The 18,787-nt window shown below is 45.5% G+C and carries 19 protein-coding genes; 3 read left to right on the top strand and 16 right to left on the bottom strand.

Annotated elements, in window-relative coordinates:
* Window positions 1-60: 60 nt before the first annotated feature.
* The 3 genes from AACT52_RS10225 to AACT52_RS10215 are packed head-to-tail and all read right to left on the bottom strand — an operon-like array spanning window position 61 to window position 1,038.
* Window positions 61-381 (bottom strand): hypothetical protein, encoded by a 321-nt coding sequence (locus AACT52_RS10225; protein ID WP_073630618.1) that lies wholly within the window; start codon window positions 379-381, stop codon window positions 61-63.
* A 59-nt stretch (window positions 382-440) separates the two neighbouring features.
* Window positions 441-806: a four helix bundle protein gene (locus AACT52_RS10220; RefSeq protein ID WP_073630616.1), complete on the bottom strand. Its 366-nt coding sequence runs from the start codon at window positions 804-806 to the stop codon at window positions 441-443.
* 1 nt (window position 807) lies between these two features.
* Entirely contained in the window at window positions 808-1,038 is a 231-nt protein-coding gene (locus AACT52_RS10215) for a transposase (protein WP_233153903.1), read from the bottom strand.
* 659 nt (window positions 1,039-1,697) lie between these two features.
* Between AACT52_RS10215 and AACT52_RS10210 the strand changes: the two genes are divergently transcribed.
* Entirely contained in the window at window positions 1,698-2,069 is a 372-nt protein-coding gene (locus tag AACT52_RS10210; RefSeq protein WP_073630614.1) for a hypothetical protein, read from the top strand.
* A 279-nt stretch (window positions 2,070-2,348) separates the two neighbouring features.
* Here AACT52_RS10210 and AACT52_RS10205 read toward each other — a convergent pair whose 3' ends face one another.
* From AACT52_RS10205 to AACT52_RS10190, 4 genes are all read right to left on the bottom strand, one after another.
* The gene (locus tag AACT52_RS10205) at window positions 2,349-4,091 is read right to left on the bottom strand and encodes a R3H domain-containing nucleic acid-binding protein (protein ID WP_073630612.1); all 1,743 of its coding nucleotides are present in this window, start codon (window positions 4,089-4,091) and stop codon (window positions 2,349-2,351) included.
* Window positions 4,092-4,197: 106 nt separating this feature from the next.
* A complete protein-coding gene (ldpA, locus tag AACT52_RS10200) occupies window positions 4,198-5,361 on the bottom strand; it encodes a circadian clock protein LdpA (RefSeq protein WP_083630239.1) in 1,164 nt (387 codons plus the stop codon).
* A gap of 203 nt (window positions 5,362-5,564) precedes the next feature.
* Window positions 5,565-7,007 carry a hybrid sensor histidine kinase/response regulator gene (locus tag AACT52_RS10195; RefSeq protein ID WP_073630610.1) on the bottom strand — a complete coding sequence of 481 codons (1,443 nt, stop codon included), beginning with the start codon at window positions 7,005-7,007 and terminating at the stop codon, window positions 5,565-5,567.
* A gap of 335 nt (window positions 7,008-7,342) precedes the next feature.
* Entirely contained in the window at window positions 7,343-8,299 is a 957-nt protein-coding gene (locus tag AACT52_RS10190) for a peptidoglycan-binding domain-containing protein (RefSeq protein ID WP_073630608.1), read from the bottom strand.
* 360 nt (window positions 8,300-8,659) lie between these two features.
* Between AACT52_RS10190 and AACT52_RS10185 the strand changes: the two genes are divergently transcribed.
* Both AACT52_RS10185 and AACT52_RS10180 read left to right on the top strand, forming a co-directional pair.
* Window positions 8,660-8,950: a hypothetical protein gene (locus tag AACT52_RS10185; protein WP_143172766.1), complete on the top strand. Its 291-nt coding sequence runs from the start codon at window positions 8,660-8,662 to the stop codon at window positions 8,948-8,950.
* 485 nt (window positions 8,951-9,435) lie between these two features.
* The gene (locus AACT52_RS10180) at window positions 9,436-11,307 is read left to right on the top strand and encodes an iron uptake porin (protein WP_073630606.1); all 1,872 of its coding nucleotides are present in this window, start codon (window positions 9,436-9,438) and stop codon (window positions 11,305-11,307) included.
* 752 nt (window positions 11,308-12,059) lie between these two features.
* On the opposite strand, the gene AACT52_RS10175 is transcribed toward AACT52_RS10180, so the two are convergent.
* The 9 genes from AACT52_RS10175 to AACT52_RS10135 form a co-directional block, all read right to left on the bottom strand.
* Window positions 12,060-12,824 (bottom strand): phycobilisome rod-core linker polypeptide, encoded by a 765-nt coding sequence (locus AACT52_RS10175; RefSeq protein ID WP_073630604.1) that lies wholly within the window; start codon window positions 12,822-12,824, stop codon window positions 12,060-12,062.
* Between the two features lie 121 nt (window positions 12,825-12,945).
* Complete coding sequence (locus AACT52_RS10170) at window positions 12,946-13,689, bottom strand: phycobilisome rod-core linker polypeptide (protein ID WP_073630602.1); 744 nt, start codon at window positions 13,687-13,689, stop codon at window positions 12,946-12,948.
* Between the two features lie 116 nt (window positions 13,690-13,805).
* Complete coding sequence (locus AACT52_RS10165; RefSeq protein WP_073630600.1) at window positions 13,806-14,645, bottom strand: phycobilisome rod-core linker polypeptide; 840 nt, start codon at window positions 14,643-14,645, stop codon at window positions 13,806-13,808.
* An 18-nt stretch (window positions 14,646-14,663) separates the two neighbouring features.
* On the bottom strand, window positions 14,664-15,311 hold the full coding sequence (locus tag AACT52_RS10160) for a HEAT repeat domain-containing protein (RefSeq protein ID WP_073630598.1): 648 nt from the start codon (window positions 15,309-15,311) through the stop codon (window positions 14,664-14,666).
* A 127-nt stretch (window positions 15,312-15,438) separates the two neighbouring features.
* Window positions 15,439-16,269, bottom strand: coding sequence for a HEAT repeat domain-containing protein (locus AACT52_RS10155; RefSeq protein WP_073630595.1), 831 nt, complete (start codon window positions 16,267-16,269; stop codon window positions 15,439-15,441).
* A gap of 10 nt (window positions 16,270-16,279) precedes the next feature.
* Entirely contained in the window at window positions 16,280-16,534 is a 255-nt protein-coding gene (locus AACT52_RS10150) for a phycobilisome linker polypeptide (protein WP_073630593.1), read from the bottom strand.
* A 108-nt stretch (window positions 16,535-16,642) separates the two neighbouring features.
* The gene (locus tag AACT52_RS10145; RefSeq protein ID WP_073630591.1) at window positions 16,643-17,503 is read right to left on the bottom strand and encodes a phycobilisome linker polypeptide; all 861 of its coding nucleotides are present in this window, start codon (window positions 17,501-17,503) and stop codon (window positions 16,643-16,645) included.
* A gap of 162 nt (window positions 17,504-17,665) precedes the next feature.
* Window positions 17,666-18,157 carry a phycocyanin subunit alpha gene (gene cpcA / locus AACT52_RS10140; protein ID WP_073630589.1) on the bottom strand — a complete coding sequence of 164 codons (492 nt, stop codon included), beginning with the start codon at window positions 18,155-18,157 and terminating at the stop codon, window positions 17,666-17,668.
* 80 nt (window positions 18,158-18,237) lie between these two features.
* Window positions 18,238-18,759, bottom strand: a complete 522-nt coding sequence (locus tag AACT52_RS10135) for a phycocyanin subunit beta (RefSeq protein ID WP_073630587.1) — start codon at window positions 18,757-18,759, stop codon at window positions 18,238-18,240.
* Window positions 18,760-18,787: the final 28 nt, after the last annotated feature.

The raw sequence follows: 18,787 nt of genomic DNA, 5'->3' as shown, positions 1-18,787 counted from the left end.
GGCTTACACAGAATTGTAAAGATTCGCAAACAAGCGATTTTCCACGGAGTCTTGCGGTTTCTACGTTTCCCTTACCTGGCACAGAATCCAAAGAGGATCTTCTTGTTGTGCTTGTAGTAGGATGCTGGCAAATTGTGGGTTATAACAATTAGCGAAGACAAACTTGCACGCTACTTCTTTTATTTCTTGGTTCGTTGCTTTCCACTCATCCGGTACTATTTGTCCCGGCGAGGATTTCTTTCCCTTTGTTTTTGCCTTCAACCCTGTTAATAACTTATTTCCCCAGTGGTTGCGCTTTTCTGGTTTGGGCTGAGGACGGTATTTTTTGCAAAAACCCCGGTACTTCTGGGCGCATTCTTCTAAAGTCTTACCTAAAGACAAAAACGCTGGATGCCACTCCCTATCGGGAAGTCAAAAGTCAAAAGTCAAAAGTCAAAAATTTATTTATTCAACTTTTCTTTAGTCGTTACTATTGATTTAGCAATAATTTTAACCAATTGTTCGCATTCATCTAAAAGATTGTCTATTTGTGACTCAGATATTATTTCGGACTTAATTAATAGCTTTAGCCAATATGTTGTCTCTTTTGCCTCTTTTAGGGCTATGGATTGCTTGCTGATAAAATCTTTATCACTTTCAGCCGAACGAGATTCTTCAATATTCGCACCGATTGATGTACCAGATCTGAATAACTGAGCAGCTAGCAATCTAGGTGTTCCTGGTTGTTTATCTAGGTAAGAACAAAGCTTGGTTATTCTAACAGCAAACTCAAATGTTCTATCAGAAATTGGTATATAATTACTCATGCTAAAATTTGACTTTTGACTTTTGACTTTTGACTTTTGACTTCCCCAAAGGGGCGTTGCTCATAATGCAAAGGGCGTAGAGTTTAAACCCATATTTCTCTTTTGCTTTCTTGATGGCGTAGAGAAACACTTCCCGACACTCTAGGCGAGTGAGGCGAAATTCGCGGTTATTGCACCGGGTGGTGATGTGATAGCAGAATCCTGGTTGAAAGTTTCGGGGAGAACGAGGCATCAATACACCTCATCATGAGAGCTAAGGGATTTCCAACAAATAAATTATCCATCTTGTGGCATGGGTGTCCCACCCGTCCTTTGTATTCAGGGCGGGCAAGATGCCCACCCCACAAGAAAATTTGGAATTTTTTTTATTTGGAAGTCCCGAAGGCAAGAACCTTGTAAATAGGTTATATTATGCCCTTATACTTGCCCACAATTTTCGCTTCACCCCACCCCCGTAAAGCTACGCTTCACGTCCCCTCCCCTTAGTAAGGGGAGGGGATTAAGGGGTGGGGTAAAACCAACGTGGGATAGCTGAAAATCGCTACATCTGTATTGACTATCTCTAGCCCTTCTCACTTCGTTACAAGACAGCCAAAACCCCTAAATACAGCAAAAACCAGCATATTTTAACCATAAGCTCAAATATACGGCTTGAGTAATGTCGCAGCAAATCCACATATAGTCTTATGTTGTCTACAACCAATCTATGACTTCTGTTAGAAGAATGATTACGTTTTTACAGCTAGTCTTGACTTATATGCAGGACAACTCCCTAGCTCGAAAATAGGTTGGTTTTTTACTCAATTTCCAAAGCCAACCTCTATTTGCAGTGAGCCGACGGAGTTTCCGAAAGTGTGAAAAGTATTGAAAATTAACTCATGGAGTCTTGTGATGACAAATCTGATTTCTAAGGCGATCGCTAACATCAGTTCCGTACTTAACCAATTTCAAGTCAAGCGTTTTGTAGCTGTTGTTCTAGTTGGCTTTTTAGTGCTGACAACAAACGTTGCTAATGAGAGTGGTAACAAAGCTTTAACCAACAAGATTAACCAAGCACTAGATCAGAACGATTCCCAAAGACCGAAAACAACAGGAGAATGGAATAAGGAAGCTCGCGAAACCGAAGGTGCTCCTGGTGAACGACTCAAAAGAATTGCAGGACAATCAGGAGAAGCTATAAAAGACTTCGGTTCTCTGTACCCTGATACTGCTGAAAGAAGCGCTAATGCCGAACAGGGCAAACCGACGTGGGCAGGCAAGTAATAATAAACCTTGTGTGAATTCCTTGTGTGAATTCAAATTAGGCACAAACACAGATTTTAGAGCAACAGGTGAGAGGGTACAGCGAATGGAAAAACTGTACCCTCTCACCTGTCATCTTTTCTTACTTTTCACTTCTGCTGTGGAAAACCTCGCTTCCATTCCTCTGTCGTTGTAGGAGAGAGGAAGTTTGATTTTTCCCCCTTCCCTACTAGGGAAGGGGGCTAGGGGGTTAGGTTTTTCGTGGATTTTTCCACATGGCGTGAAAAGTCAGGTCATCTTTTAAGCGGGATAAATCCGCAAACGCCGATTTGGTTCTTCGCCAAAGCTGTTGGACTTCAGGCGATAGTGTTCTACCAACTCATGCTGCATTTTCCGTACTTGTGGAGAACGAGGCAATAATTCCACTGGCTGTCCCTTAGGAATCACGATTTGCTCTACAGCAAGTCTTGCTTCTTCAAGAGCGTCCATCTCATCATCGCTGGCGCTGTGAAGAAACAGTTGCATTTCGCGATCGTCGCCCACATCCGGATCATCGATGTTCAGCAAGCGCCGCAAGCCACGGGTAATCTGTGGTAAGGTGCTGGATTTTATCATGTGGATCGGGACTTGACGAGCTCTCGCCATTTGCCGTAACTTGGCATGGTTTTTGACGTGCGATCGCAGTGCCAATATTGCATCAGCACTATCGAGATCTTTTGTCAATGCCACTGGTAAAGAAAGCACGCCAACGACTTGCTCCAATTGGCTGCGGCTGACCCCATAGGGATATACGTGCAGTGGCAAATCTTCGCCATTGGGTCCCGCTTGTCTGGTATTATTGGCGAAATCAAAGCCATTATGATCATTTAAGGATTCATCCAGCAAGCGGTCAAACTCACTTCGTCCCGAACCCTTTGGGGCTTCACTAGATAGTGAGGGTAGGGCTAGCATTTGCCCATTTGCACGCCAGCCGTTAGGCTGTCGTGCTGGTGGTAAAAAAGATTCCTCTCCACCAAGTGTTTGTCCGCCGCGCCCGTTGATAGCCACAAGCTGGCGGGTAATATTCACCTTGCCGTTGTCATCCACAGTCCTGACTTGCGGGCTAGGCTGACGTCCCCGTAAGAGAGTATCGACTGTGTCAGCAACGCTTTCGTGGACTACCCAGCGTTGCCGTTCTAACATTTCCACGGCAATCTCGAAAGTGGGAGGCGCTTTGCGTTCCAAAACCGTCTTTTGAGAACCGCGCCGTCTGGCTTCATCGTCTCCCAGCGTCACAGCCTGGATACCACCAACTAAGTCGGCAAGGGTCGGGTTTTTGATCAGGTTTTCAATTTGATTACCGTGAGCAGTACCGACCAACTGGACACCCCGTTCCGCAATCGTCCGAGCTGCTAAGGCTTCCAGTTCTGTGCCAATTTCATCAATGACGATGACTTCTGGCATATGGTTTTCCACAGCCTCAATCATCACCTGATGCTGCAAATCGGGATGAGCCACTTGCATCCGCCGTGAGCGACCAATGGCGGGGTGGGCAACGTCACCATCTCCTGCAATTTCGTTGGAGGTGTCAATTATGACCACTCGCTTATTGAGTTCATCCGCCAAAACACGGGCTATTTCCCGTAATGCAGTTGTTTTGCCTACACCCGGGCGTCCCAGCATGAGAATCGATTTTCCTGTTTCCACCAAATCGCGGATCATGCCAATTGTGCCGAATATTGCCCGCCCAACACGACAGGTTAAGCCGATAATCTTACCGGTGCGGTTGCGGATGGCACTGATCCGATGCAGGGTTTGCTCAATTCCTGCCCGATTATCTCCGCCAAAGGTTCCCACTCTCTTAATGCAATCATCTATCTGTTCTTGCGTAACGGGTGTTTCGCTCAGATACTCTGCTTGATTAGGAAAGCGAGCCTCTGGGCGACGACCCAAATCCAAGACCACTTCTACTAAGCTATCTCGCAGCGGATGCTTTTCTAGTATCTGCCGCAAGTCTTGGGGTAAAATATCTAACAACTTTTGGAGATCGTCTGTAATCGTCATGCTTTCTATGGTGACGTTTTTTAGAGATAGGGAGAACACATCCGTGGGGGGGATTCCCGCCCTTGGAAAATGTCCGGAACGCGATTGTAGGAAACACAGTAGTTCCCTACTGCTGTGACTTGAGCTGGGAAACGAGAGAATAAGCAAGCTCTACAGCTTGCCAGAGCAATTCTGGTTCTTCTTCTAGGCTGACAGTTGGTTTGACACTGGTATTTTTTACCTCCCTTGCTTCTAACTGCTCGAGAATCGGTGACAGTAGTACCCGGGCGTAACTACCGTAAGCAACACCGGCAATGGATGAGGATAGGGGGGATGAGGAGGATGAGGAGGATATTGCTTCCTTATCTCCCTCATCTGCCTTATCTCTCCTCAGCAGACCCATTGCCTTTAACTTGGCAACAGTGTAGTTGTTGGTTCCACCAGCTAACTGCACATATCCCGGTAATTTAGCTGCCAAGACTTTTTGCCCTAATTTGACGGCGGCTAGAGTGGTACCATCCCCAATATCACCACTCATCGGACGACCGTCTGTCTGCCAAATTAAGGCACACTGTATGGGGGCAATCACGTCATGAAGGGCATGAAGGTAGTCAATCATACCGTCTCCATCGGGACAGCTGATCGCGACTAACTTCAAACGCTCAACCCACGGTAAAATTGCTTGCCACAATCTTTTAAATTCTGCCAAACGCCCAACTTTGGTATGAATTTCTACGGCATCCACCCCAGATGATAGTATCAATGGTGCGATCGCTCCTGGCGTTGATACATATGATCTTGTATAAATTATATCATATGGACAAACTGGTATGCAACGACCACAGCCGTAGCACTTTTCGGATAAAACTCCTGAATAGTCGTTTTTTATACTTTGAAAAACAATTGCTTGCGCTGGACAAATCTTTTCGCATGGTTTATTACATTCTATGGGGCATTCCGTAGAATGAAATTCCGCTTTGCGAAAATGAGGATCTTCTCCATCGTTGAGGCTAACCATCAACAGTGGGGATTTTCCTGCCCACTCCATACCTCGCTGCCGAGCGACTCTTGCCAACTGGTCGGCAACTTGCAGCGCTTGTTGGGCTGCGGCAATCACAGAGGGATCGGCAGCAACATCTATGCAGTCAGCACCAGCCAAAGTGTAGGCTAATGTTAAATTTCTAACCGCAGGCAGATGTTGGTAGCTGGCTCCGCAAATGAGCTTGAACCAGTGACCTTCCTTAAGGGATCGTAAAGGATCTAATCGTAAAGGGTCTAGCAGATCAGTCACATCTCTATTATGCTATGCGACAGAAAAATGTAGAACGTAAATCAGAAAAGTTTTGAGTTCTAAGTTTTTCCATGTACGCCCACAAACGTTCTGTTTTCAAGTCTTTTGTGAGTTTCTAGTTGAAGTTATATTTTTTGAGTTTTATGACAAGCTTGTATTGTGAGGGACAAGTTATCAATCGGTCAGCTTGATTGTATTTGTTTTTACTCAGCATCCACCTCGGCGTTTGCATGCTTGACTGGAATTTCGATCAGCAACTCTGCTCCTTGCCCTGGTAAAGAGTTGCAACTAATTTGTCCTTGATGTTTTTGTACTACAATCGTATGGCTAATTGCTAATCCGAGCCCACTGCCTTGACCAACAGGCTTTGTCGTAAAAAATGGATCAAAGGTTCTTGATCGCACCGACTCATCCATACCAAGTCCATTGTCGGTGATACTAATCTTGACAGTATGATTTCCTGTCAATTCTGTACGAATACGAATCTGAGGAGCCCAAGTGATGGAGGTTGGCGTAGGGTGACTCTGTGTCATCCTCTCCTCCAATTCCCATCTCCACCTTATCTGTCCATCAGAAAGCCTCTGGTGATCTGCCCATCTTCCCATCTGTCCATGTGAAGTCGGTGAGACACTCTCCCACTCACGATCGCCCACTCGCCGCTCCAAAGCATCGATCGCATTATTCAAAATATGCATAAACACTTGGTTAAGTTCGCTAGCATAACAAGTGACTGGAGGCAAACTACCATACTCTTTCACAATAACAATGCCAGGACGATATGCTGTTTGCCTCAGTCGATGTTGCAACATTTCCAAGCTGCTGTCTATACCCTCATGGATATTCACCGACTTCATCTCGGCTTCATCAAGCCGAGAAAATTTTTGGAGCGCCAGTACGATTTCCCGAATGCGATCAGAACCTCTGTACATAGCAGCTATGAGGTTTCTTAGGTCATTGATCAAAAAATTCAGGTCTATATCCTTGACCATTTGCTGAATATGAGGTGTGGGATTTGGGTATTCCTGCTGATACACCGAAATTACATTCACCAACTCTTGCACATATTGCCCAACATATTCAAGATTGCCATAGATAAAACTGATTGGGTTGTTAACTTCATGGGCAATCCCAGCAACCAACTGCCCTAATGCTGCCATCTTCTCGTTTTGAATCTGTTTCACCTGAGCAGCTTTTAAATCGTCAAGAGCATTTTGCAACAAAAAATTCTTTTCTTGAAGTTTAATTTGTAACAGACGTAAATGAATTTGGTTTTCAATTCGCAAGACAACTTCTGCCCCATGAAAAGGTTTAGTGATATAATCTACACCACCTACATCAAAGGCTTTTACCTTATCTAATACATCATCTAAGGCACTCATAAAAATCACTGGAACCTCACGAGTTCTATCGTCAGCCTTGAGTTGTTGACAAACTTCATACCCATCCATCCCTGGCATATTAATATCCAAGAGAATCACATCAGGCAAAACCATTTGACATGCAGTCAGTGCCATTTTGCCATTCAAGGCTTTACGAACTTCATAACCTTGTGCAGTGAGCATTGCAGACAACAGACGCAGGTTGTCTGGTGTATCATCAACTACTAGAATATTGCCTTTATACTCTTTCTTTTTATTGAAATCCATTTGCAAAAGTTTATGCTTATTGCTTATAGTCAATAATAATATTCAATACCTCATAAGAAGACAACTTCAAGTTGATATCTAACTTTCATACAACGAGATTAAAATAATCACCACGCTTATTGCTCCTATAAAATTAGCAACGAAATCATTCACGACTTTAAAGCGATCGCCCAAGCCTCACGCCGAAGTCCGAACGGCGCAGTGGCAAAGGCAATCGCTTTGGGCGATCGCAGTTTAAAAACAGCATCGCGAAACGGTAATTGGATTTCTTCAATTCAATACTTGGCACGGGTAAGAAATTTTAGGGCAGTAAGATTGAAAACTGCCCGTTACTATCATCCCTCAAACTTACCACCAAGGGCTGTCCAAGTCAGTTTACCAACCTCCCCATCTACAGAAAGACCTGCTTGTGTCTGGAATGCTCTGACAGCAGCTTCGGTTTGAGAACCAAAATCCCCATCTACTTTGCCTGCATTGTATCCTCTGGCATTCATCACTTTTTGCACAGCCTTGACATCATCTCCTACTCTTCCTTGACGAAGGTTGCGTCTGAGGATTGGTAGTTCAAAGCCAGAATATATTAAATTCCAAGCTTCTCCTCGTTCACCTTCGTTAGGAATACGCCAAATTGACGAACCAGGATAGTAGTTCAAATAATCTTGAAGTTCGGCGGCTGTTGCGGGTTTTGCAGTATCACTTTCCGAACCCCAAATAGGCAAAATTGCTTTTTTCAAGCCTAACTTTTTATAAGCATCCAAACAATCTTTAACTTCTTCTGGAGTCGTAGGCTTGAAAGTGAATTTTTCAAAATAAATTTGTGGCAAAGCAATATCGCAATACTTATCTAAAATCTGCCAAGGAACATTTGGGTGGAGTTGAGGATTTCCAAAAGTTGTATATCCAAAAGTTCCTTGGTTGATGATAATACGCAGAGCCGAAAGAAGTTTATCTACATTTGTGTGAGTTTTGGTGTCTTCTACTTCTTTTTCTAAATCAATGATATAGCCATCCAGTCCACAATTAAGAGCTTGCCTGACTTTGACGACTTGTCTGGCGATGTCAGGAGTACCGTAGTGATATCCCCACCCATAAACTTCGATATTACGAGACTTAAAATCCTGAATAATTTCTGGAGAACACTGCCAATCCCAAAAAGTAGGTTTACCTTGAAATTTACCATCAAAAACTTTGAGATAAATTCGTTGAACTTTGCGTTCTACAAGTTTGTCCAGATAATCGCTGCGAATATCTGAAAGATTCCAAATCCAAACTCCCTTGGGTTGTTGAGTCATATTCACCAATTTTTATCATTGAATAACATTGTTTAATGCAGGTAAAACATCAGTTGAAAGCTGATGGATTCCCTTTGACAGTATACTTTAAAAAATTTGCTTGAGTAGGTAGGAATAAACAGAACTACGTTAACAAAAGTAATAACGCCTGAAAAATGCGCACTCTTACTCTTACTAATGACTAATGACTAATGACAGCCCTCTCCTGTCACCAGACGCTGCGCGTGAACACTAGTTAACTTTATTTTTACGACCTACTTACAATTTCTTCAAAAATTTGTCTGTCGATTCCAGACACTTCCAAAAGAATTTGTTTTGCAATAGATTTATTACAATAAGCATGCTAAGATTCATGCTCCCTTGTCCGCACGCCGAAGCTTGGGCGATCGCCGCAGGCGGGCACAGAGTGCCATCGCGATTCGGGGCATAGGCATTGCCAATCGCACAGAGTCCCCGCGCCCGGCGCGATCGCCGCAGGCGGGCACAGAGTGCCATCGCGATTCGGGGCACAGAGTGCCATCGCGATTCGGGGCACAGGCATTGCCAATCGCCCAAAAGGCAAGGCGAGCTCATCGCCACATTCCAATCTTTCTTCAACTATGTCGGTATGTCTTAGAACTGCCGATGTTCTGTTGTTTGATAGTTCAGTAAATGCTGTGTTTTCCCCCCTTCCCAAGAGCTTGTATTCAGAAAACACAGACTTTATAAAGAAAGCGAACTAGCCCACTGCTCTACAAATTCCCTACTAACCCAAGCGTCATATGGCTTTTCAGCATCTTTGACCTGATTAATCTGTAAAATCACCTCATCTTCCAATAGCCAAACAAGGTGGTGTATGTTTTTTTTGGATTTTTCTTATATTGCTTTTTTTTTATTTATGTGCTTTCCAGTGCCTTCAAAACCTTCCAGTGTTTCAATGATATTCCTTAGTAATCACTATTAAAAAGGCATTCATAAGCCTTGCATTTGGTAGCCAGTTGTGTGAACATTTGATACATGATATTAATGATGAAATGTATATCGACCTTGGCTCGCTGAGATGCCTGTCAAGTAGGTTAAGCGGGTGCATTAGCCGTGGTAAAGCACCTGGGTGACTACAGTCGATAGTCTTAAAGTTTATTGTGTGAGGACTGGTCATGAAAGGACTTCAACTAGCAAAAGCTAGTGGAGTAAGTTTCGTATGCTTACTTGCTGGCTCGTTACCTTTGAAAGCAATGGCGGCTCTGGCAAAGGTCACTGATAGCTCAACCATCAAATTTGCTGAAAAATTAGCAACCTCTGGCGACACCATCCCTACCATATCTCCATCTGCCTCTTCAGCAAGAGACTCTGCCTCACATCCAAAAGTACCTCAACTTTTATCTCAACAAACCAACGCTCAAAGCATTGGCAGCCCAAAAGCGTCATCAAACTCAACGAAGGAACAGGTAACTTCTGTATCTCAACTCTCAGACGTGCAGCCAACAGACTGGGCTTTTGCTGCGCTGCAATCTCTGGTAGAGCGCTACGGTTGTATTGCTGGCTATCCGAATGGCACCTATCGGGGCAATCGGGCTATGACTCGCTATGAGTTTGCCGCAGGTTTGAATGCCTGTCTCAATCGCGTTAATGAACTGATTGCTGCCGCAACAAGTGATTTGGTAAGAAAAGAAGATTTAGCCACGCTTCAGAGATTACAACAAGAATTTGCGGCTGAACTAGCCACGCTGCGAGGTCGTGTGGACGTTCTGGAAGCTCGCACTGCTGAGCTGCAAGCTAATCAGTTTTCTACCACAACAAAACTGGGTGGTGAGGCTATTGTTTCAGTAGTTAGCGCTGGTGGAGGGGCTCCTAACAGGGATAATCCTAATACCATCCTGGTTGATCGAGTGCGGTTGAATCTTACCACCAGCTTTACAGGTAAAGACTTACTGATTACTGGTCTGCAAGCTTATAACTTAGGGAGCGGTACTAACAGTATCGGCGGTGCTTTAGGCTTAGTACCAGGTGGTCCTTTGCAGCCTCTGAGTGCTAGCAGTGCTCGCCTGAGTTTTGAACCGCAATTTCCTGACGTTGACGTTGCGAACCTATCCCCTATTGGTTCCAACGACATTCACCTTTATAAGTTGGCTTACTTATTTCCAGTCGCTAACAGTCTGACTCTGTTTGTTGCTCCTCGAGTTGAATCAACAGATGCTTTTCCCGCAATTACCCCTTTTGCGAATGAAGGACAAGAAGCAATCTCTCGGTTTGCAGGCTATAACCCTGTGGTTCGCCTCAGTGGAGGGACTTCTGGTTATGGTTTGGCATCTGCTGCAGGCTTCAGTTGGAATCTCTCGAACAAACTGAACTTAGCAGCCTTTTACGCCAGTGTGAATGCAGCCATTCCATCTCAAGCTCCTGATATACTTCCAGGAGTTTCTGGTACACCATTGGGAGCAGGCTTTTTTAGTGGTAGTAGTATTGCTGCGGCGCAACTGACCTTCAAACCCAGCAAAAGTTTAGATATTGGTCTTAACTATGCCCACAGTTATCACGAAATCAATATTCTGGGTACAGGATTAGTTGCCAAGGATATTGGGGCAGCTTTGCCTGGGGTTGCTGCTGGAATACCCGTCAATATTAACTCGGTGGGTGGGACTTTGACTTGGCGGTTTGCTCCGAAGATTGCTTTCTCCACATACGGCTCGGCGTTCTTCGTTGAAGATTCTTCAGGTCGCGTTGATGCTTCCACGACCTTCACCAGTTGGATGGCAGGTCTTCATTTCACGGATCTCTTTAAAGAGGGTAACAATGCGGGTATCATCTTTGGACAGCCACTTTTTGTGACTGATGCCGGTGGTGATGCCAGGTTTAAACTTCCTGGTGAGCGCAGAAGTACTCCTTACCATTTAGAGGCTTACTACCGCTTTAAGGTCAGCGACAATATCAGCATTACACCTGGAGCATTTGTCCTGTTCAATCCTGAAAGTGATAGTAGAAACGACACAACAACAGTGGGTGTACTCCGCACCACTTTCACTTTCTAGAATATTTGTAAGTGGGTCGCTACAACTTACATTGGGCAGGGAAAGCTATCCGCTAAGTAATGGACAAGACTGGACAACCAGTACTGTCTAGTACAGAGATAGCCAGCCTAAGTCTTAATTGACTACGTTTTGAGGGTCATGACACCTACAAGTACTTTCCAGCTTGTAGCAACTGTCGCCAAAGATTAAACAAGTGTATTTAGCGCGCGCTCGTGTCTTTGACATTACAAGCCCTTAAAACATTGGCGTTAGCGAAGCGGAACCTCTTAGGTTCGGAAAACATAACTGGAGTAGCAAGGCGTTTCTTGGCATACAGGGAAGTTGAACAAGTACTACTCCTCTACTTGTTCAACCCCGCAAGGGGTTCGCGCTCGGTACTCGTTTTTAACGTTTGTCCATTTTTTCAATGATTAGAGGCGTACCGATCGCCCTCTGGGAGCATTGCCTCCCTTCCTGTTCCTTGCCCAATCGCCAAAATCATTGAGAACACTGTCAACAAGTTACTAAAAACAAAAATCTCTAGTAAACGCTGATATTTCTTATTCAAGAAAGATTTTTGGCGATTGTACAGGTGCCAGCGCCCTTACGGGCGATCGCCTATGTAATATCTTTGAATGCAACTCCGTATAAAAATTACTGGGTCTAGTCTCCACTTAACGCAACACCCAGTTAACAGAGAATGTCAACCTGTATGTTACATCAACGCGGGTACCAGACCCAGTATGAAATTTTAGGGAATCAGAGTTGAAATACTATGAGCGTCTGCTACGGTTTGGCACAAGGTTGAGATAATCGAGGTCAAACGCGGAAACGCGTTGAGCGTAGTTGACTTTGGGATTGATAGACTCTGCGACGTCGCGGTATTTGCGTGGATCGCCTTCTGCCAATTGCCGTTCTTGGTACTTGCGGCTGTAGAATTTCTCCAGCGTAAAGCGCCAGTCGGTGTTGACAGTACCAGCTGTTTCTTGGAAGTCTTCGCCGTAGCGAGGAGTGACCAAGTTGAAGGGGCGTCCTTCTAAGCGCTTGCGCTGGTAAGGCACAGTGTTATCGCCAAAAGCTTGAGTGTACTCCTCGCTGTCGATGAGGGCATCAACAAAGCCACCGAAGCCCTTGGTGCCAATCACAATCGACCAAGCAATTTCTTCTTCCTTGTTGTAAGATGAACGACCCAACAAACGCCTGAGGGTGATGTCTACGAGACGGTAGTTGTTATTCACCGAGACTACCAAACGGTAAAAAGCCTCAGACTTGATTAAACCACGGATAAAGTCGCGCACTGTAATCGAGCCATTTTTCAGCTGGGATTCCAGAGTTACCTGGCGGTTGAACCTGAGAATCTCATGCTCGCTGAAAATTTGGCGATAAGCCGCCCAAATGATGTTTTGAATGTCAGTGTAAGAACTGACATCTTCAATACGGTAGATATACGGTGTATCTTCATTTTGGTCAGCTTTACCAAAGCTGTTGACGCGATGATTTTGGCTGCTTGGTTTGTATGCAAGTAATGGCAGTGCCATGCTCTGTTCTTCCTCGTAAATTATCAACTATTTAAACAAAGAGCACAAGATGAAAAATAGAAGAGGTTTGATTGCTCAACATCTTCATTCTTTTATCTTTTATTATTTTCCCGCATTTGGTCTACCGCAACGGGAAACTTGCAGTGGGGCTGATGGAAACGGGAACACCTTGCGGCTTTGTCTTTTGTGTTGTGTCGGGAATTTGAATGTTTGCCGTGTTAACTGGTGTGTATTTCACGGGATTAATCTTGATGGAATTCGCCATTTCCACGAAGTTGTTGATGTCGCCCCACTTGTAGCGCTCGGTTTCTTGCTTATCGCGCCAGTAATTGCCATAGCGAGGTGTTACTAGGTTAAAAGGTCTGTCTTTAAAGCGACGACGTTGGTAAGGGACTGTATTCTCACCAAAGTTGGTGAGATATTCCTCGCTGTCTAATAAAGCATCGACAAAACCGCCAAAACCCAAGGTGGCAATTTTAATCGACCAAGCAATTTCTTCGTCTTTATTGTAAGGCGCACGACCTAGAAGCCGTTTGAGGCTAAGTTCTACGACGCGGTAGTTAGAGTTTGTCTCTATCACTAGGCGACGAAACGCTTCAGACTTTGCCAAACCCCGGATAAAGTCGCGCACAGAAATTGCTCGGTTCTTTAGCTGGGATTCCAGATTCTTCTGGCGGTAAAAACTCAAGATTTCGTGTTCGCTGAAAACTTGGCGATAAGCCGCCCAAATTAACTCTTGGATTTCAGCAGCAGAAGGCGCGTCTTCTAGGCGATAACTCCTAGGAGTGTCTTCGTTGGGTACTTCGTAGCCCTCAACGCGCTGGTTTTGAGAACTGGGTTTGTATTCTAGTAAAGGAATTGCCATAGTTAATTGTCCTTTGTCGTTTGTTCTTTGTCATTTGTTCTTTGTCATTCGCCCTATGTCATTGGTTCCACTAATGACTCATGACTAATGACTCATGACTCATGACTCATGACTCTTTAGGTCGTCTTGTTTCCAGGAATGTAACGATAAGGCAAGGCAACTTTTGTGGGTTTCACGGTTGGTTGCGCTGCTCCGCTTGAACTGTACGCTTCAGGAAGCTCTACGGAAGAGATAGAGTTTCTGGCGCTGTCGCTTGTACGCTGGTAATTCAGCCCACCAGGCGCGATACTAGCAGCCATTGCTAAAAAGGTAGAAGGAATCCCTTGAGCAATTCCCCTTTTTCCTGATTGCCCTGAAACGGCAACTTGGTAGTAGGAACGACCTCCTAAGTATTGTGACAACTCACGATTACGCCAGTAATCAGCGTAACGGGGATTCACCAAATTAAAAGGTCTGTCCTTAAATCGGCGGCGCTGGAAGGGTACTATGTCATCGCCAAAGTTCTGGCGGTACTCTTCGCCATCTACCAGTGCATCGATAAAACCATGCAATCCCTTTGTCGCAATGACTATAGACCAAGCAATCTGTTCGTCTTTGCCGTAGGTAGCGCGTCCTAAAAACCGCTTGAAACTGATGTCAACCAAGCGGTAGTTGGAATTAGTTTCTCCCACCAGTTCTCGGTAAACTTCGGTTTTGCCTAATCCCCGGACAAAGTCTCGAACGTTAATCGCCCGATTCCGCAGTTGAGATTCTAGGAAGGGTTGACGATATCTCTCTAAAATTAAATGTTCGCTAAAAATTTGCCGATACCCTGCCCAGATAATGGCATCAATATCTGTGCTTGAAGTGGCATCTGCTAACCGATAGATAGTCGGCGTATCTTCGTTGGGCACTTCGTAGCCTTCGACACGCTGATTTTGGGTTGTTGGTGTAGATTCAAGCAGTGGTATTGTCATCTTTACTTTTACCTTTTTTTATGGTAAACTTTGCCGGACTAGAGAAACGTCATTGCTCGCCTCTGTTTGAGCTAGTTGCACGCGAGCGCGGACTGCTTTTTCATCATCGGTTGCCAGCATTTCCTCAAATCTAGCCCGGATTGGATCGTGCAAATCAGGTACTTTCGCTAGCGCTTGCAAACCAACAACAGCAGCATAACGAATCGACCAGTCGGAATCTTGGGAAATGGCAAGCAAGCCTGACAGCGCTCTTTTTTGGGCTGTGTGGCGTTCTGAAATATCCAGTTGATGCCAGGATATATTTCCCAATCCCTTGGCAGCAGCACGCCGGACACTGGGGGCAAAGTCAGTAGTGGCGGCTGCAAGCAATAGATCTAAGGCGCGAGGATCAGCGATCGCAGCTAATGCCCTGATCGAGTATGCCCGTGCGCCATAGTTATAATCATCTATTTGTGCTAGCAGCTGTGGCACTGCGACTTCTCCCAACTCTGTCAGTCCAGCAACTGCTGCCACTGCTGCCGGTGGATTGTTATAACCAAACACGGCGATTAAGGTGGGAATTGCCGCTGTATCTTTCGCTGCTGCCAATTTTTGTACTGCCGTCACCATTTTCGTAGGTGAGTCCGCTTCGGTAACGGCGCGAATTAATTGTTGGGTATTAGTCATCAGTCATCAGTGAGCCAGCGCTGCAGGAGGGTTTCCCTCCGTAGGCGACTGGCGAACCCGAAGGGTCATTAGTCATGAGTCATTTGCCATTTATCAAATTCCCTAACAAATGACAAATGACAAAGGACTACAACAGAGAATCCATCAAGTTCATAACCTTGATGGCGTTATCACAAAGGGGAGATGCATCGAACTCTTGTTTGAGTTGATGCTCTAGCAAGCCTTTGAGGGCAAAAAGTTTGAAGCTATTTTCTACCGTGGCGTTAGCGATCGCATCCGAGGAACCCATATACCCTATTGCACCCAAATCTCCTACGACAACGCGACGCAATTGCAGAGTGCTGTTGTCCAATATTTTCACCAATTGCTCCCCGTACATGGGGTCTTGTGTCAGTTGGTACATTGCTCTGGCTGCGGCGCATTGCACCCGTGGAACTGGATGCTCTAGAAAAGGTTGAATCAGGGGAATAGCCTCAGTTGCTCCAATGGCTCCCAAGGCTTTGATCACCGCTTCATATGGCTGGGTTAAGTGCGGGCGTCCGGGTACTTGCACCGCAGCTGCTACACCCCCATCTAGCAGTTGCACCAGTGCGCTTACAGCACTATCAGCACGCAGCATTTCCAAAGACTGGGCGGCTGCTTCCCGCACGTAGAAGTCGGAGCATTCCAGGCACTGAATTAAGCCTGGTACGGCTTTGGCATTGCCTAATTTACCCAGCGCTCTTGCAGCATTGCGTCGTAGTGGGTAACCTCCAAGTTCTGTTCTGTCATCTTCATCTTCTAACGCTGCTATTAGGGCGTCTACAGCTTCTGAAGATTTCACACGGAACTTACCCAGCCACCAAGCAGCATAATACCGCAGACTAATATCTGGTGACTGCAGGTTGGCGAGCGCTTGCTCTGTTGTTAGCGGTGGTGCATTTTCTCCGGAAAATTCTTCCGTACTGGGTTCTATCATTACCAACGCATTAGTTTTGTTCTGCAGCGCTTTCGGCGGTCAAAGGCTCAATTTTGACGATTCTACCGCCTAAGCGGGTAATACGCTGCATTTCTTCATTCATCCTGCTGTATGGCACTGTAATAAACACGCTTCCACTGTTGCGGATATCGTACTTATTCTTGTCTGTTTCTGAGTTTTGCCGCAAGCCGACTACTTCGTAACGAAACATCCGGCTACCAGATGTAGAAATGCCACCACTACCAACCGTAGTTTGACCGTACATTTTTCCAATCTCTCCTAAGCGTGTTAGTTTAAAGACAACTAAGTTAATTTTGGATTTTGGGTTTTTGAAGCGCTTGCTCTGTGAGCCAAAATCTCAAATTTTGGTTCACTATGCTGGTGTCACGCTGACAATTTTGCCGCCTTGGCGCTGAATTTGCTGGAGTTTATCAGAAAGTCGCTCGTAAGGCACAAAGAAAGCGGTGCTGCTACGACGTACGCTGGGGTAGCCAGGACCACGAATTCCTGTGACTTCAAGCCGATAGACGCGATCGCCAACTCCGACTGCATTCCCCAAATTTTTCCGAGGAGCAACATCACTCGATGCGCGGTAGCTCCAGTTTTCGTTGTTACCAGAAGGACCGATAATCGAGGAGGCGCTGTTCGTTGCCAACTCACGTGCTAGACGGGGTTTTGTGCCTTCGACTTGAGCGCGATCGCTATTGGCATAACCCCGATATAACCGGAATATCCTATTAAATCCCACGGTTTTTTGTCCGGGTTGAGTCTCAAAACCGCGATAGTAAGGCACAATGTTATCGCCGAAGTTGTTCTGGTACTCCTCAGAATCAATATAAGAGTCTATTTCGGCATCGTATCCTTTGTTTTGGTACAGGTCCAAGTGATAAACCACCTCAGACTCATCATAAGGAGCACGACCCAACAAATGCTTGTAGTTGAGTTCAATTAATCGAGTTTGAAAACTGTTGTAGAAAAACTTCTTTTTGTAGAGTTCTGACTTAGCAACAGCACGTACAAACTCTCGTACTGTCAAGTTGCCATCCCGCAGCAGTGATTCTGCACTCACCAGGCGATCCGATGCCATCACATAATCATTGCCCAAGACTTGCCGATAAACCGCGCGGATCACCAATTCAATCTCTTCTTTGCTGCCGTTAGAGCGCAATTCAACTCGAGGTGCATCGCTAAAAGCCTCTGTTCCCAGCCTCGAGGCTGCTGCTGTAATCGCCATTTTTATTACCCCCTATTTATTTGCACTATGTCGGCTGTTATCCACAGCGTGCTTTGATAAATTTTTTTTATCTATCCCAAGATAAAACAATGCCCGGAGCTTGATTCAACTGCTAGGTGATTCCATCCAGCACTTGCACCCCTCTCCGGGCCGGATCGCTATCTAGCTAAGAGCGTTGATTGCGTAATCAATGTAGGTGTTGGCTTCGTTAGCAGCTTGACCAGACAAACCGTGGTTTCCTTTGATGTGCTTCAAAGCTTCTACATACCAGCTGTTGGACAATTCAAAAGAGCGGTTGATTTCATCCAAACCAGCAATCAAGTACTCATCCAATGGACCAGTACCACCAGCTACCAACGAGTAGGTGATAATCCGCAGGTAGTGACCAACGTCACGAGCACACTTGGACTTACCACGAGAATCAGCGGCGTACTGGGGACCGTTGTATTGGGTGGTGTAGGGGAACTTTTGATACACAGCCTGGGTTGCACCATCAATCAAGCGCTGAGCGTTAGAAGTCAAACCGCGAGCAGCTTCTAAGCTAGCAGCAGCACGCTCATAGCGACCGTTAACAGCTTGCAGTTCAGTGTTGCCTAAGAAACGACCTTGAGTGTCAGCAGCTGCAATAGCTTCAGTAATTGGTGTTTTAACCATGATCTAAAATCTCCTTAGTATTTCGTAATTTTTTGCCTAGATACCTATTGTTTTAGGATTTGGGCTCTTTTTAGTGCTATTTACGCAACTGCAGCAGCCGCGCGGTCAAAGTAGCTTGCAACTTCAGAGATCAGTTGGCTGCAATCGCCTTTGGTGATACCAGCTGGATCGTTAGCAATCCTGACTGCAGCTTCCTTCATCTTCTGAACGCCAGTTGCTACGGAAGAACCAGGAGTACCCAAAGCTTGGTAGGTTTCGCGCAAGCCGTTCAAGCAGCGGTCATCTAGGACACTAGCGTCACCTGCTAAGACGGCGTAGGTTACATAGCGCAAGATAATTTCCATATCGCGCAGACAAGCAGCCATGCGACGGTTGGTGTAAGCGTTACCACCAGGAGCAATCAACTGGGGTTGCTCTTCAAACAAGCTGCGAGCAGCGTCGGTAACGATTTGGGAAGCATTGCTGGTGATGCGGTTTACGACATCCAAGCGCTTGTTGCCGTCTTTAACCACGTTAGCCAAAGCATCAATTTGATCGCTGCTTAGGAACTCGCCTCTAGAATCGGCTTGAGCAACTACTTTGGTGAAAACGTCATATGCCATGGATTTGACTCCTAATTCCTTAGTTGAG

The organism is Scytonema sp. HK-05, from assembly GCF_963872035.1.
GTDB lineage: Bacteria > Cyanobacteriota > Cyanobacteriia > Cyanobacteriales > Nostocaceae > Kalymmatonema.
This window is presented reverse-complemented; position numbering and strand designations above follow the sequence as displayed.